The 14,304-nt window shown below is 75.0% G+C and carries 10 protein-coding genes; 7 read left to right on the top strand and 3 right to left on the bottom strand.

Translation table 11 applies throughout. The features are described 5' to 3' along the window. The first annotated feature begins 18 nt into the window (after positions 1 to 18). Entirely contained in the window at positions 19 to 1,020 is a 1,002-nt protein-coding gene (locus tag ACIQVI_RS10820) for an NAD-dependent epimerase/dehydratase family protein (RefSeq protein ID WP_403593770.1), read from the top strand. 28 nt (positions 1,021 to 1,048) lie between these two features. Here the strand turns inward: ACIQVI_RS10820 and ACIQVI_RS10815 are convergent, their stop codons facing one another. After that, positions 1,049 to 1,453, bottom strand: a complete 405-nt coding sequence (locus tag ACIQVI_RS10815; RefSeq protein WP_403593767.1) for a hypothetical protein — start codon at positions 1,451 to 1,453, stop codon at positions 1,049 to 1,051. Between the two features lie 127 nt (positions 1,454 to 1,580). Between ACIQVI_RS10815 and ACIQVI_RS10810 the strand changes: the two genes are divergently transcribed. From ACIQVI_RS10810 to ACIQVI_RS10795, 4 genes are all read left to right on the top strand, one after another. After that, entirely contained in the window at positions 1,581 to 2,381 is an 801-nt protein-coding gene (locus ACIQVI_RS10810; RefSeq protein ID WP_403593764.1) for a tyrosine-protein phosphatase, read from the top strand. Positions 2,382 to 2,577: 196 nt separating this feature from the next. Then, on the top strand, positions 2,578 to 5,010 hold the full coding sequence (locus ACIQVI_RS10805) for a hypothetical protein (protein WP_403593761.1): 2,433 nt from the start codon (positions 2,578 to 2,580) through the stop codon (positions 5,008 to 5,010). A 118-nt stretch (positions 5,011 to 5,128) separates the two neighbouring features. After that, on the top strand, positions 5,129 to 6,013 hold the full coding sequence (locus ACIQVI_RS10800) for a metal-dependent hydrolase (RefSeq protein WP_403593758.1): 885 nt from the start codon (positions 5,129 to 5,131) through the stop codon (positions 6,011 to 6,013). Then, positions 6,013 to 7,074 carry a PDR/VanB family oxidoreductase gene (locus tag ACIQVI_RS10795; protein WP_403593755.1) on the top strand — a complete coding sequence of 354 codons (1,062 nt, stop codon included), beginning with the start codon at positions 6,013 to 6,015 and terminating at the stop codon, positions 7,072 to 7,074. The genes ACIQVI_RS10800 and ACIQVI_RS10795 overlap by 1 nt, the downstream gene beginning before the upstream one ends. 14 nt (positions 7,075 to 7,088) lie before the next feature. Here ACIQVI_RS10795 and ACIQVI_RS10790 read toward each other — a convergent pair whose 3' ends face one another. Continuing rightward, positions 7,089 to 7,610 carry a hypothetical protein gene (locus tag ACIQVI_RS10790; protein WP_403593752.1) on the bottom strand — a complete coding sequence of 174 codons (522 nt, stop codon included), beginning with the start codon at positions 7,608 to 7,610 and terminating at the stop codon, positions 7,089 to 7,091. A gap of 37 nt (positions 7,611 to 7,647) precedes the next feature. Here ACIQVI_RS10790 and ACIQVI_RS10785 point away from each other — a divergent pair, with 37 nt between their 5' ends. Together ACIQVI_RS10785 and ACIQVI_RS10780 are read left to right on the top strand one after the other, a co-directional pair. Continuing rightward, positions 7,648 to 8,391, top strand: a complete 744-nt coding sequence (locus tag ACIQVI_RS10785) for a TetR/AcrR family transcriptional regulator (RefSeq protein ID WP_403593749.1) — start codon at positions 7,648 to 7,650, stop codon at positions 8,389 to 8,391. A 59-nt stretch (positions 8,392 to 8,450) separates the two neighbouring features. Continuing rightward, complete coding sequence (locus ACIQVI_RS10780) at positions 8,451 to 8,924, top strand: GNAT family N-acetyltransferase (RefSeq protein WP_403594524.1); 474 nt, start codon at positions 8,451 to 8,453, stop codon at positions 8,922 to 8,924. Here the strand turns inward: ACIQVI_RS10780 and pulA are convergent. Continuing rightward, a complete protein-coding gene (gene pulA / locus ACIQVI_RS10775; protein ID WP_403593746.1) occupies positions 8,911 to 14,214 on the bottom strand; it encodes a pullulanase-type alpha-1,6-glucosidase in 5,304 nt (1,767 codons plus the stop codon). The genes ACIQVI_RS10780 and pulA overlap by 14 nt on opposite strands. Positions 14,215 to 14,304 lie beyond the last annotated feature (90 nt).

Genomic DNA, 14,304 nt, shown 5'->3' with positions numbered 1-14,304 from the left:
CGGGGGCAGGCTCCGATCATGAAGCTGCTGATGCTCGGAGGCACGGAGTTCGTGGGTCGCGCGGTCGTCGAGGACGCGCTCGACCGGGGGTGGGAGGTGACGGTCTTCCACCGGGGGCGGCACGCTCCCCCGCCGGGGGCCCGGTCCCTGCTCGGGGATCGCACCGCGGGGCCGGAGGGCCTCGCCGCCCTCGCCGGCGGTTCCTGGGACGCGGTCGTGGACACCTGGTCGGCGGCGCCCTCGGCGGTGCGGGACGCGGCCGGGCCGCTCGCGGACCGGGCCGGGCGGTACGCGTACGTGTCGAGCCGTTCCGTGTACGCCTGGCCCCCGGCGGCCGGGCTCGGGGAGGACGGCCCGCTGGTGGCGGGGTCGCCGGACGACGGGGACGTGCCGTACGGGGAGGCCAAGCGCGGGGGCGAGCTGGCCGCGGAGGCCGCCTTCGGCGCCGACCGGACGCTGCTCGTCCGCGCGGGCCTGATCCTCGGGCCGTACGAGAACGTGGGCCGGCTCCCCTGGTGGCTGAACCGGATCGCGCGCGGCGGCCCGGTCCTGGCCCCCGGCCCCGAGACGGCGCCGATCCAGTACGTGGACGTGCGCGACCTGGCCGCGTGGACGCTCGACGCGGTGGAGGCCGGGCGGTCGGGGCCGTACAACCTCGTCTCGCCGCCCGGGCACACCACGATGGGCGGGTTCCTCGACGCCTGCGTCCGGGCCACCGGTTCGGGGGCGGAGCTGCGCTGGACCGCGCCGGAGGCGCTGGTCGCGGCGGGGGCGGAGCCGTGGACGGAGCTGCCCGTGTGGCTGCCGCCGGGCGAGACGTACGACGCGATGCACACCGCCGACGTGTCCCGCGCGCTGGCGGCCGGGCTGCGCTGCCGGCCCGTGACGGAGACGGTCGCGGACACCTGGGCCTGGCTGGAGTCCCTCGGCGGGACCGCGCCCCAGCGCCCGGACCGCCCGGGCCCCGGCCTGTCCCCGGAGCGGGAGGCGGAGGTGGTGGCGGCGCTGGCCGGGGGGTGAGGGGCCGCCCGGAGGCCGTGGCGGCGCCCTATTCCGGGCGCGGCGCGTCCAGGGCCTTGAGGACGTGTTCCAGTTCGTACGGCATGACGGCGATGAGGACGGTGCCCTCGGGGGAGGCGCACTCGACGATCCGGGAGCCGCCGTTGATGGTGATCGCCTCGCGGACCGTGGGGACGCGCAGGCCGACCCGGCGCAGCCCGGCCGGGAGCGACAGGGCCGCCCCGGCCCTGCTGCCGGGCTCCCAGGTCATCCCGGCGGGACCGATCAGCATCCGGCCCCGCAGCCAGCGGCCTTCGCGCGCGGGGTGCCGCACCATGCAGGGGACCCCGATCTCGTCGCCCCGTTCGGCGTCCTCCGCGCGCTGCCGCACCTTGCGGCGGATCAGCCAGGTCACCAGGGCGCCGCCCGCGAGGGCCGCCAGTACGTCGATCATCCGGGCATTCAAGCAGCCCCGGTGACCCGGGGGCCCGCCAGGACCTGCCCGTACCGGTGCGATCCCTTACGGTCGACGGGAAGGGCCCGAAAGGGTGTGAAGGGTACGAACCGGAGGAGTCGACGTCATGGCCGCCATTCCCGCCGTCTCCGTCGCCAACCTCCGTGACCTCGGGGGCCTGCCGCTCGCGGGCGGACGGACGGTCCGTCCGGGGCTCGTGTTCCGCTCCGCGCAGCTCGACCGGCTCGACCCCGGCGATCCCGCCGTGGCGGGCCTGGGGGTCCGTACGGTCGTGGACTTCCGGACGGACGCCGAGCGCGAGGAGCGGCCCGACCGGCTGCCGGCCGGCGCGCGGCCGCTCGTCGCGGACGTGCTCGCCGACTGGCTGGCCACCAGCGGGCTTCCGCCGGCCGCGCGCCTGAAGACGCTGCTCTCCCAGCCGGCCCTGGCCGAGGAGCACCTGGGCGGGGGCCGGATGCGGGAGGCCTTCGCCCGCACCTACCGGGCCTTCGTCTCCGCCGACTCCGCCCGCGCCTCCTACGCCGCCCTCCTCGCGGAGCTGGGCGCGCCGGACGCCGGGCCGCTGCTCTTCCACTGCACGGCGGGCAAGGACCGGACGGGGTGGGCGGCGACGGTCGTCCTGTCGCTGCTCGGGGCGGACGAGGAGACGGTCCGGGAGGAGTACCTGTCGGTCAATCCGGCGGTGCGGCAGGCGTTCGCGCCGATGATCGAGGGGTTCACGGCCCAGGGCGGCGACCCGGAGCTGGCACTCGAACTGATCGGGGTGCTCCCGGAGTACCTGGACGCGGCGCTCGACGAGGTGGCGGTGCGGCACGGTTCGATGGAGAAGTACGTACGGGAGGGGCTCGGGGTGCCGGACGAGGTGACGGAGCGGATCCGGGAGCGGCTGACGGCGGACGGGGGTTGACGGGGCCTGCCGGTACGGTGGCCGCTCACCGGCACCGGGGTGGGCATAGGCCGGGGTGACCACCGGCCGGTGGCCATCGGCCGGGGTGGCCGCCGACCGGGTGACCACCGGCCAGGGTGACCATCGGTTGGGTGACCACCGATCGGGTGGCCATCGGCCGGGGTGACCATCGGAAGAATCGCTCGTTCTGCTGAACGTGAGCACCCAGGATCTCGCCCCCTCCCCCACGGGTCCCGTCGACGTCGAGCAGGCCGAGGCCGCGCTCGTCGAGCGCTATCCGCGGCTCGTCCGCATCGCCTATCTCGTCCTGCCGCCCGCGCTCGGCCGCAACCGCCGGGTGCTGACCGCCCACGCGCTCGTCCAGCGCTCGCTGCCGCGCCGCCGGGTGCCGGGGCCGCGACGGGCCGAGGACGCGGTCGATCCCGGGTACGCGTACGTACGGGGCGAGGTGCTGCGGCAGGCCCTGGTCGCCGGGCTGCCGCTGCGGCGGCTGGCGCTGCCGCGCCGGGCGCAGTTCCCGCCGCTGCTGCCGCACGTGTGGGGGCTGCGGCTGTTCCCCCGGGTGGGCGGCGCCGACGAACTCGCCCTGGACCAGCGGCTCTCCCGCCTCTCCGGCCCCGGCCGCGCGGCCTACGTCCTGCGCGGCCTGGAACGCCAGGGCGACCCGGAGGTCCTGCGCGTCCTGGCCTCGGCGGGGGTGGAGGACCCGGCGGCGGCTTTGGCGGAGGCGGACGCGGTGGACGCCGTGGACGCGTGGGACGCGTCGGAGGGCGGGGCGGACGCGGGCGCCCCCGCCGCCGACCGCCCCTCCGTGGTCGGCGGGCAGGGGCGCCGGGGCGGTGGGCCCGGGGCGGCCGGGGACCCCGGGCGGGCCGACGCCCCGGACGCGCCGGGCACGTCAGGTGCCGGTGGCCCGGCCCGTGCCGGGCACGGACGCGCCGAAAGGTCCGAGCGGGTCGGCGAGCAGGGCGGTCCGGGGAGGACCGGGGGCCGGGCGGGACGCCCGGGCGGGCCTGGCGGGGTTGGCGGGCCGGAAGGCGGCTCGGGGGTCGGGCACCCGGTGCCCCGCACGGGGACCGCGGCACCCGGTACGGAGGCCACGGCGAAACCCGGGCATCGGGTACCCGGTGCGGGGGCCACAGCGGGATCCGGGCGCCCCGCACCCGGTGCGGAGGGCACGACGGGGCCCGGGGGCCCCGGGTCCGGCATCGGGTCCGTGTCCGGTGCCGGGGGGCCGGCGGGCGCCCCCGGGGGAACGGTCGCCCGAGGTCCCCGGCTCAGTGGGGCCGCCCTGCTCGAATCGGACGAGTTCGATCCCTGTGCGTTGCAGGCGCGGCCGACCGATCTGTTGCGGCGGCGGCAGCACGTGCGGGCCGGGGTGACGGCCGTTGCGGCGTTGGTGGTGTGCGGGGCGCTGCTCGGGCTGCCGGGGGACGGGTGGGGGCGGGACGGGGCCGCGGCGCCCCCGTACGCGCGCAACCCCGCCGCCGAGGCCGCGCTCGATCCGGCCGCCGTCAAGCGGGTCGGGCCCGCGGTCTGGCCGGGGGCCACCCGGCGGGACTTCTCCGTGTGGCCCGCGCGCGGCGACCTGGCCGGGGACGGTGCGCTGCTGCGGCGGGCCCTCGCCGTATGGGCGCGGCCCGGGGGCGCCGTGCAGTCGTCCGCGACGCCGGGGACCCCCGTCGGGCCTCCGATGGGGCCGCCGCAACTGCTCTTCGCGGGCCGGGTGGACGCGGTGCGGGTGGTGCTCTTCCACGACGGGCTGCGGGCCGTGCGGTACGCGGAGCCGGTGGAGGGGACGGCGGGCGTCGCGCTCGACTTCGCTCGGACGGACGGGGCCGACGCGGTCGGCTCGACGGCGCTCGTCGTGTCCCGCGCGGCGGGCAACGTCCGCTACCTCACGGCCCCCTGGGTGCGGGAGACGGCCGTACGGAACCTGCTGGCGCCCGCGAAGGAGCCGTACGCCCTGGCCCGGGACGCGCGCGGCGTCACCGATCCGGTGCCGAGTCCGGCGCAGGCGAAGGGCTGCGTCCGCTGGAACACCCTCCAGACGCGGGACGGTTCGGGCCTCCGGCTGTTCACCGACCTCGGCGAGCTGGCCCCCGCCCGGCTCCTGTGGGGCCGCCCGGCCGCCCCGGCGGACGCGACCGGACCGGAGGCGCGGGAGGCCTGGGCGCGGACGGCCTGCCAGCTGACGACGGTGCGGGCGCACGGGGTGCGGTCGGTGAACGCCTGGCGGTTCGCCCGGCAGCGGCTGCCGGAGGGCGCGGGGCTCGGCTCCTGGCTGTGCACCCGCGCGGAGACCTGGCGGGGCACGGGCGACCGGGTCCTCGCCCAGTTCCTGGTCCCGTCGCCGGAGGTGCCGGCGGCGCTCGCGGCCCGCTCCGAGGGCTCGCCGGCCTGCGGGGTGCGCGATCCCCGGGTCCTGGCGGGCGTGCTGTGGCAGGCGCCGGGCGGCAACCGGTACGTCCTGGCGGCGGGCTCCCCCGACTTCGCGTCCCTGGAGGTCTCGGGCGGGGTGAAGGGCCGCGCGGACGGCCCCGTCCTCGCCGTGCGGGCGGGTGCGGGCGCCGTGGCGGACCTGGACGGCACCCTGCGGGACGGGACGCGGAGGGCCGCGCTGCGGTGAGGAACGCGGGGGTGGGGGCGGGGGCGGGTACGGGGGAGGGCCCGCGCCCGGGCCCTCCCCCGCAAAAAGAAGCCGCACGCACCTGTTCCCGCCGCTTACCCCTCAGTACATTGACGGCATGTCTAATACGCAGCCTGCACCGGTGGCGTCGGAGCACGTCGAGCTCAAGGCCCGCAAGGTCTCCTTCGACTGGGAAGAGACGCCGCTCCACTGGGTTCCGGGCGATCCGTTCACCACGCACACCATCAACGTGCTGCACCTGCTGCTCCCGGCCGGCGAGCGCTGGTTCGTGCACGTCTACAAGCAGGCGCTGCCGTACATCACGGACGACCGGCTCCGCGAGGACGTCATCGGCTTCATCGGCCAGGAGGCCATCCACTCCCAGGCCCACGACGACGTCCTGCCGCACCTGCGGAAGCTGGGCCTCGACCCCACCCCGTACACCGCGCAGGTCGACTGGTTCTTCGAGAAGCTGCTCGGGGACCGCGCCCTGCCGCCGGGCCGGGCGCGCCGCTGGTGGCTGATGGAGCGGGTCGCGGTCATCGCCGCCATCGAGCACTACACCGCCTTCCTCGGCGACTGGGTGCTCAACGCCGACGAGCTCGACCGGATCGGCGCCGACCCGACCATGCTCGACCTGCTGCGCTGGCACGGGGCCGAGGAGGTCGAGCACCGCTCGGTCGCCTTCGAGCTCTTCATGCACCTCGACGGCGGCTACCGGCGCCGCGCCCGCACCTGGGCCGTCGCCTTCGGCGGGCTCGCCTTCTTCTGGCAGCGGGGCGTCCGCTTCTTCATGGAGAACGACCCGAGCCTCTTCGACGCCAAGCCCTCCCTCGCGGACTTCGTCCGCCGGGGACAGCGGGGCGTGCTGCCCTCCACCCCGGCCATGCTGCGCTCGATCCCGCGCTACCTCAGCCGCTCCTACCACCCCACCCAGGAGGGCGACACCGCGCAGGCCGTGGCCTACCTCGCCTCCTCCCCCGGCGCCAACGGAGGCCACTGATGGCCCGGTTCGCCGCCGTCGCCCTCGCCGCCGGAGCCGCCCTGCTCGTCCGCCGCGCCGTCCGCAGCCGCATCTCCACCGCCCCGCTGTGGCCGCTGCCCGCCCTGGACGAGCCGGTCTCCGGATACGGCCGGGGCCGCACCGTCCCCCTCAAGGCCCTGGTGACCGGCCGCTCCGCGCCCGCCGAGGGCGTCGTGGAGCTGCGCCTCGAAGGCGCCGGGCTGCCCGCCTGGCAGCCGGGCGCCCACATCGACCTGGTCCTGCCCTCCGGGCTCGTCCGGCAGTACTCGCTCTGCGGCGACCCCGCCGACACCGGCGCGTACACGGTGGCCACCCGGCTGATCGAGGCCGGGCAGGGCGGCCGGGGCGGGTCGCGGGAGGTCCACGAGCAGCTCCACGAGGGCGTGGAGGTCGAGGTCCGGGGCCCCCGGAACCGCTTCCCGCTGGTCGACGCGCCCGCGTACGCCTTCGTCGCGGGCGGCATCGGCATCACCCCGCTCCTGCCCATGCTGCGCGCCGCCGAGGCGGCCGGGGCGGACTGGCGGCTCCTGCACTGCGGCCGGAGCCGCGCCACCATGCCGTACCTCGCCGAGACCGAGGCGCTGGGCGGCGGGCGGACGACCGTGGTAGCGGAGGACGAGTCCGGCCTGCCCGACCTGGGTTTCCTCGGGGACCTGCCGGAGGGGACCGTCGTGTACTGCTGCGGTCCCGACGGCCTGATGGACGCGGTCGGCGCGGCGATGCCCGAGGGCCGGACCCCGCGCCTGGAGCGCTTCTCGGCGTCCGCGACGACCGGCGGCACCGCCTTCGAGGTCGAACTGCGCCGCTCCGGCCGCACGGTGGCGGTGGCGGCCGGCCAGTCGCTCCTGGACGCGGTCCGCACGGAGCTGCCCGACGTCTCGTACTCCTGCCGGCAGGGCTTCTGCGGGACCTGCCAGCAGCGGGTCCTGGAGGGCGAGATCGACCACCGGGACGAGCTGCTCACCGACGCCGAGCGGGACGACTCGATGCTGATCTGCGTCTCGCGCTGCGCGGGGAAGCGGCTCGTGCTCGACCTGTGAGGTCCCGGGCCCCCTTAGGGGAGGACCAGCCAGTCCAGGGCGAGCGCGGCGAGCAGGCCGCCCACCAGGAGCCAAGTGCCCAGTCGGGTACGGCCGTTGCGGGAGAGTTCGATCACGACCCCGCAGAGGATCATGGCGAGTCCGTACACGCCGACGACCAGGACGGACGTACGGCTCGCGAGGCGGACGGCGAGGACGACGGCGAGGGCGACGAGGAGGACGGAGGCGGCGGCGACGCGGAGGCGCCTCGCCTGCTTGGGGGTGAGTCCCCCTACGGGCCGCCCGTCGGCCTCGTCCTCCTCCTCGTCCCCTTCGTCCTCGTCCTCGTCGAGTGCGTCGTCCTCCCCCGCGGGACCGTCATCGGGCTCGTCGGTGGGCTCGTCGGCGGCGGGCTCCCGTATGCCCGGGGCTTCGGACGTCCCCGCCGCGTCGGGGACTTCGGGGCCTTCGGGGACTTCCGCGGCCCCGGCGGGCTTCGGGGCCCCGGGGGCCTTCGGGGTCCGGGTCGCCGGGGTGTCCTGGTCGGAAGCGCTCATGGGGCAGGAGCGTAACGGACACCGTTAGGCTGTTCGCATGACGACCGGGGTACGCCGCAGGATGGGCGTCGAGGAGCGCAAGCAGCAGCTGATCGGGGTGGCCCTCGAACTCTTCGGCCACCGCTCTCCCGACGAGGTGTCCATCGACGAGATCGCCGCGGCCGCGGGCATCTCGCGACCGCTGGTCTACCACTACTTCCCCGGCAAGCAGAGCCTCTACGAGGCCGCCCTCCGGCGGGCCGCCGACGAGCTGGCGGCCCGGTTCGTGGAGCCGCCCCGGGGGCCGCTGGGCGCCCGGCTGCTGCGGGTGATGGGCCGGTTCTTCGACTTCGTGGACGAGCACGGCCCCGGTTTCGCGGCGCTGATGCGGGGCGGCCCGGCCGTCGGGTCCTCGACGACGAACGCGATGATCGACGAGGTGCGGCAGGCCGCGTACGAGCAGATCCTCGCGCACCTGGAGGTCGAGGAGCCCTCGGCCCGCCTGGAGTTGGTGGTCCGCTCCTGGGTGTCCCTCGCCGAGTCGACGGCGCTGCTCTGGCTGGACGGGCGGCGGGTGCCGCGCGCGGAGCTGGAGTTGCAGCTCGTGCACGACTTCGCGGCCCTCGCCGCGGTGAGCGCCGCGTACGACCCCGGGATGGCGGAGATCCTGGTCGGGATCCTGGCGGACGAGCCGGCCGACGGGCCCTTCGGGGACCTGGTGGCCCGGCTGGTCGCGCTCGCCCCGGCCCCCGCCCCGGCCCAGGACGCCCTGTCCGCCGTACCGGACCAGAGGGCCCCGTGACGACGGCGGAAGTGACCTTCCGGCGGGCCGGGGACGGCGATCCGGAGCTCCTGGCCGGGATGTACGACGGGGCCGCGCGCTGGATGCTGCGCGGCGGCATCGACCAGTGGAGGCCCGGCGGCAAGGACGCGGCGCACTTCCGGGAGCGCATCGCCGGGGGCGAGGTGTGGCTGGCGTGCCACGCGGGCCGGGAGGTCGGCGCGTACGAGCTGTGGTGGGAGGACGAGCAGGCCTGGGGGCGGCGGGCGCCGGTCGCCGGGTACGTCCACCGGCTGATGACGGTCCGGGGCGCGGCGCCCGCCGGGACCGGGCGGGCGCTGCTCGCGCACGCGGAGGGCCGGATCGCGGCCGCCGGGCGGACCGTGGCCCGGCTCGACTGTCTGACGGGCAACCCGCGGCTCCGTACGTACTACGAGGCCGCGGGCTACCGTGCCGTCGGCGAGGAGCCGGGAAAGCTCGCCGCCGACGGCACGCGCTACGGGGTCACCCTGATGGAGCGGGTGCTCCCCAGGGAGCCGGTCATCCGGCCTTGAACACCGCCACCGTCCGCGCCGGGACCGTGAAGGTGCCCGAGTCCTTCGCGTAGGCGGCGGTCTTCACGACCGCGTCGGAGCCCTCGGCCTGGACCGGGTGCAGGCGGTAGCCCCTGCCCGCCAGGTCGGTAACCTTCTGCTCCTGTGACCCCGGGGTCGCGTTGAGGACGACGACCAGGTCGCCCAGGCGCATGGTGATCACGCCGGGGGTCTCGTCGCGGCCGGAGAGCGGGAAGGTCAGGGTCGACCGCACCCGGTCGGTGGTGGCCAGGGAGAAGACCGGTTCGGTGGTGCGGATCCTCTGGAGGTCCCGGTAGGCGGCCGAGGCGCCGTCGATCTGCGCGCAGCCGACGGTGAGGGACGGGTTCGTCAGGAGCGGCTTGCCGAAGCCCCACTTGGGCCGGTTGTCGGCGGCGGGCGGGAGGCCCCGGCCGAAGCCGTTGCCGTCGCGGCAGTCCCAGTGGACGGCGTTGAACCAGTCGCCGCTGTCGTACGAGTTGCGGTCCAGGGACTTGGAGCGCAGCAGGTCCGAGCCGGCCTGGGAGAGCGCCGGGCCCTGCGAGAGGGTGGCCGTCGCCATGGCGAGGACCTGGGCGCGGGCGCGGTCGGCCGGGGAGGTGCCCGCCGGGAGCTTGAAGGCGAGCGCGTCGTACAGGGACTCGTTGTCGTGGGCGTCGGCGTAGGCGAGGGCGTCGCCGGGGGCGGCCGCGTAGCCGGCCGGGGAGCCGTTGTAGTCGACCTCGGAGCCCTTGACCGTGCGGCCGGAGGTGTCGGTGAAGGCGTAGTCGGCGAGGTTGCCGGTCAGGCCGACCTTGATGAGGTCCTGGTAGTGCAGGAGGCGGGCCTTCTGCTCGGCCGGGGTGCCGTTGGCGGCCGAGGTGTTGGGGTCGGTGTAGAGGCCGGAGGCGAAGCCCTGGACGCCGGGGTCCTCGTCGAAGGGGCCGCCGCCGCGCACGGCGTCGCGGGCCCGGTCGGAGAAGGTCGCGATGCCCGTTCCGGCCATGTTCTTCTGGGTGGCCTGGACGAAGCGGGCGTCGTCGGCGACCTCGCCGAAGTTCCAGCCCTCGCCGTAGAGGACGATCGCCTTGCCGTCGACGCCGTCCTTGGCGACGGTCAGGGCGTCGAGGGCCTTGCGGACGGCAAGGATGTTCTCCTTCGGGTGGTGGCCCATGAGGTCGAAGCGGAAGCCGTCGACCTTGTAGTCCTTGGCCCAGGTGACGAGGGAGTCCACGACGAGCTTGCCCATCATGGCGTTCTCGGGCGCGGTGTTGGCGCAGCAGGTGGAGGTGGTGACGGCGCCGTCGGCGTCGAGCCGCTGGTAGTAGCCGGGCACGATCCGGTCGAGGACGGACTTGTCGGACTGTCCGGCGGCGACGGTGTGGTTGTAGACGACGTCCATGACGGTGCGCAGTCCGTCGCCGTTGAGGGCCTGGACCATCCGCCGGAACTCGACGGTGCGGCGGGTGCCCTCGGGGTCGGTGGCGTAGGAGCCCTCGGGGACGGTGTAGTGCAGCGGGTCGTAGCCCCAGTTGAAGCCGTCCTTCGCCGCGGCGGCGGTGACACAGGCCTGCTGCTCCTCGGAGTCGGGGGCGTGTGCCTTGAGGTCGCAGGCCGGGGTGGTCTGCTCGGACTTCTTCTCGGGGATGGTGCCGATGTCGAAGGCCGGGAGGAGGTGGACGTAGGAGGTGCCGGAGGCGGCGAGGGCGCGCAGGTGCTCGGAACCCTTGCTGTCCTTGTCGGTGAAGGCGAGGTAGGTGCCCCGGTGGTCCGCGCGGGCCGTGGGGTCGGCGATGGAGAAGTCCCGGATGTGGAGTTCCTGGATCTGGGCGTCCCGCAGCGGCACGGCGGCGGGCTTCTTCAGCGTCTTCCAGCCGGTGGGGGCGAGCTTCGGGTCGGTGAGGTCGACGGCGAGGCTGCGGGCGGAGTCGGTGGTGAGGGCGGTGGAGTAGGGGTCGGTGACCTTGTTGGTGACGACCTTCTGGACGGTGGGGGCCCAGACCTTCACGGCGTAGCGGTACGGCTTGCCGGTCCAGGACTTCGGGCCGGTGGCGGACCAGACGCCGGTGGTGTCGTCGCGGCGCATGGCGACGGTCCGGCCGTCGAGTTCGAGGGCGACGGACCGGGCGGTGGGGGCCCAGACGGAGAGGGTGACGCCGTGGCGGCCGAAGACCGGTCCGAGGGCGGCCTTCGCGGCCTTCGGCGCGTACAGGTCGTCGAGGACACCGGCGGTCTGGACGCCGGTGGCGGCGAGCAGGGCCCCGTTGGCGGCACGCTGGGTGGCGATCAGCTGGCCGCGCAGGGACTCGCGGGTCCGGTCGGCGTCGCGCGGGTCGACGGTGAAGGCCGGGTAGTCCTTGAGGTGCGGGTACTTGGCCTTCTGGGCGTCGGTGAGCGCGGCCTGATGGAGCCGGAGCCACTGGCCCTCGGTGTTCAGGGCGCCGCCGGTGACGGCGATCCCGCCGTCCTTCGCGTACACCAGCTGCTGGCTGGTGGCGTCGGTGGCCTTCACCTTCCAGACGACGGTGTTCCGGTCGATCCACTGGGCCGAGGCCTTGGCGAGGTCGAGGTCGGGGGCGCCGCCGACGGTCGGCAGGAGGTACTTGGGCTGTCCGGAGAGCAGCCAGACCTCGTGGCCGTAGGTGGCGAGGTCGAGGGACTGGTCGGTGGGCAGGTCCTTCTGGTCGCCCTTGTGGAGGATGTACGAGAGGGAGGTCGCGCCCTCAGCCAGCGGCACCTCGTAGACGGCGCCGTACGCGTCGACGCGGACGGGCATCAGGGGCTTGGACCAGTCGGTGGGCTGGGCGGCGCCGGTCCAGGTGTGCAGGCCCCAGCCGTCGTGGTCGCCGTCGGCGCGCTGGTAGTGCAGGACGGCCTTGGTCTTGTCGGGGGTGATGGGGGCGGGGTTGGTGTCGGACTGGCCGTCCTGGCCCTGGGTGATCCAGACCTCGCCGGTACGGCCGAGGTCGACGGTCCGCTGCGGGCCGTCGGCGGCGCCGTCCTTCTCGACGGTGTACGGGATGGTGGAGGCGCCCTCGGGGACCTTGACCCAGGCGAAGGCGCCGTGGGCGTCGCGGCCGGTGAACGCGGCCTCCTGGCCCGCGGCCTTCAGCTTCCAGCCGTCGTAGTTCCCGTCCGCGCGCCGGTAGTGGACGATCGCGTGGGTGCGCTCGACGGCGACCGGCTTCTCGGGGGCCGGGGGCGCGCCCGCCGTGGTGGCGGCGGTGGCGCTCGCGGTGCGGCCGGAGCTGTCGACGGCGACGGCCTTGTAGCGCAGGGCGGTGCCGGCGGGGGCGGTGACGTGCTGGGTGACCTTGTAGGGGGCGTGGTCGGCGGTGCCGAGGGTCTGCCAGCGGCCGTTGCCGACCTGGGCGGCGAAGACGACCCGGTTGAGGCCGCCGCCGGTGACGTCGGCGGAGAGCTCGACGGTGCCGGTGGCCCCGGCGGCCGGTGCCTCGAGGCGTACGGAGGGCTTCACGGCCGGGGCGGGGAGGGCCCGGTCGGCCTTGAGGACCAGGGAGGAGAGGGCCGGGACGGTGACGGTGACCTCGCCGCCCTTCGCCGTGACGGCGCCCCGGCCGCCGTACAGGGTGCGGAAGGCCGCCGAGTCGACGGGGACCGTGACGGTCTTGTCGGCGGTGGAGCCGTTGCTGGCGACGAGGTACTCGGTGCGCGCCTTCGCGTCCGTGCGGGAGAAGGCGTAGACGGAGCCCTCGGCGTACCGCTCCTGCTGGATCCCGTCGCGCAGGGCCGGGTGTTCGCGGGTGAGCTTCGACAGGACGGCGACGGAGCGGTAGACCGGGTGGCCGGTGTCGTACGCGTCGGTGGCGTGGGTGCGGTCGGTGCCGAGCTGGTCGTCGTCCAGGTAGTCGGCGGCCTTCGAGGCGAAGAGGGGCTGGCGGGCGTCCTTGTCGCCGCCGGCGCCGGTGAAGCCCTGCTCGTCGCCGGAGTAGATCACCGGGTTGCCCCGGGAGAGGAACATCAGCTCGTTGGCGAGCCGGGCCCTCTTGAGGAGTTCGGCGTCGGTGGCGTTCGGGTTGTCCTGCTTGAGGAAGGTGCCGATGCGGCCCATGTCGTGGTTGCCGAGGAAGGTCACCTGCTCGTAGGCGTTGGCCTTGTCGGTGGTGTACCGGTAGTCCTCGGCGAACACCTTGGCGAGGCGGTCGGCCCCGGCGCCCTGGGAGGCGAAGGCGCGGGCCGCGTCCTGGAAGGGGAAGTCGAGGGTGGCGTCGAGCCGGCCCCGGGTGACGTAGGGGGCGGTGACGGCCGTGTCGGCGGAGTACACCTCGCCGAACATGAAGAAGTCCTCGCGGCCGCGCTTCTTCGCGTAGGCGTCGAGGGCGGTGGCCCACTGGGTCCAGAAGTCCAGGTCGACGTGTTTGACGGTGTCGATGCGGAAGCCGTCGATCTTGAAGTCGCGGACCCACTTCTCGTAGATCCGCTTCATGCCCTCGACGACCTCGGGCCGCTCGGTCCAGAGGTCGTCCAGGCCGACGAAGTCGCCGTACTCGGCGGACTCGCCGACCCAGGTGGAGTCGCCCCGGTTGTGGTACATCGTGGGGTCGTTGAGCCAGGACGGGACCTTGACGCCCTTCTCGGCGTCCGTCTTCGCGACCGGGGTGTACGGGAAGGAGTCCGCGTCCACCCTGCCGATCGCGTTCCGGTCGTCGAAGGGGCGGCCGTCCTCGTCGAGGTAGGGGTAGGCGCCCTTGGGGCGGTAGCCGTACTTCTTCTCGGCGTAGTCGACGGTGTCGGCGGTGTGGTTGGTGATGACGTCGAAGAAGACCTTCATGCCCTTGGCGTGGGCGGCGGCGATCAGCCGCTCCAGGTCGGCGTTGGTGCCGAAGTGGGGGTCGACCTGGGTGAAGTCGGTGATCCAGTAGCCGTGGTAGCCGGCGCTGGCGTTCTCTCCCTCGCCCTGCACGGGCCGGTTCTTGAAGATCGGCGCCATCCAGATGGCGGTGGTGCCGAGGCCCTTGATGTAGTCGAGCCGCCGGGTCAGGCCCTTGAGGTCGCCGCCCTGGTAGAAGCCCTTGTCGGCGGGGTCGAAGCCGGTGCGGGTGCGGCTGCCGGTGAGGCCGCCGCGGTCGTTGGACGGGTCGCCGTTGGCGAAGCGGTCGGGCAGGACGAAGTAGAACTGCTCGCGGGTGAGGTCCTGGCGGGCGGGCTCGGCCGCGAGCGCCCGGTCGGACGGCGGGGCCGGGGGCTTCGGCGCGGCGGTCGCGGGCACGGCGGGCACGAGGGCCGCGCACAGGGCGGCGGCCAGTGCGACCGCCGTTCTCTTGCGTATCACGGGGAGTCTCCCTGGAGGTACGGGAAGAGGGGGCCGCCCCGGACGGGGCGGCCCTCGCGGTGCGGGATCAGCGGGTGGAGTGCGGCTGGT

This window comes from Streptomyces sp. NPDC098101 (assembly GCF_044760185.1).
Taxonomy (GTDB): Bacteria; Actinomycetota; Actinomycetes; order Streptomycetales; family Streptomycetaceae; genus Streptomyces.
This window is presented reverse-complemented; position numbering and strand designations above follow the sequence as displayed.

Bases quoted from the DNA above. Each gene is read 5' to 3' on its own strand.
- ACIQVI_RS10820 (WP_403593770.1), top strand. From the start codon at position 19: ATGAAGCTGCTGATGCTCGGAGGCACGGAGTTCGTGGGTCGCGCGGTC.
- ACIQVI_RS10815 (WP_403593767.1), bottom strand. From the start codon at position 1,453: ATGATCGACGTACTGGCGGCCCTCGCGGGCGGCGCCCTGGTGACCTGG.
- ACIQVI_RS10810 (WP_403593764.1), top strand. From the start codon at position 1,581: ATGGCCGCCATTCCCGCCGTCTCCGTCGCCAACCTCCGTGACCTCGGG.
- ACIQVI_RS10800 (WP_403593758.1), top strand. From the start codon at position 5,129: ATGTCTAATACGCAGCCTGCACCGGTGGCGTCGGAGCACGTCGAGCTC.
- ACIQVI_RS10795 (WP_403593755.1), top strand. From the start codon at position 6,013: ATGGCCCGGTTCGCCGCCGTCGCCCTCGCCGCCGGAGCCGCCCTGCTC.
- ACIQVI_RS10790 (WP_403593752.1), bottom strand. From the start codon at position 7,610: ATGAGCGCTTCCGACCAGGACACCCCGGCGACCCGGACCCCGAAGGCC.
- ACIQVI_RS10785 (WP_403593749.1), top strand. From the start codon at position 7,648: ATGACGACCGGGGTACGCCGCAGGATGGGCGTCGAGGAGCGCAAGCAG.
- ACIQVI_RS10780 (WP_403594524.1), top strand. From the start codon at position 8,451: ATGTACGACGGGGCCGCGCGCTGGATGCTGCGCGGCGGCATCGACCAG.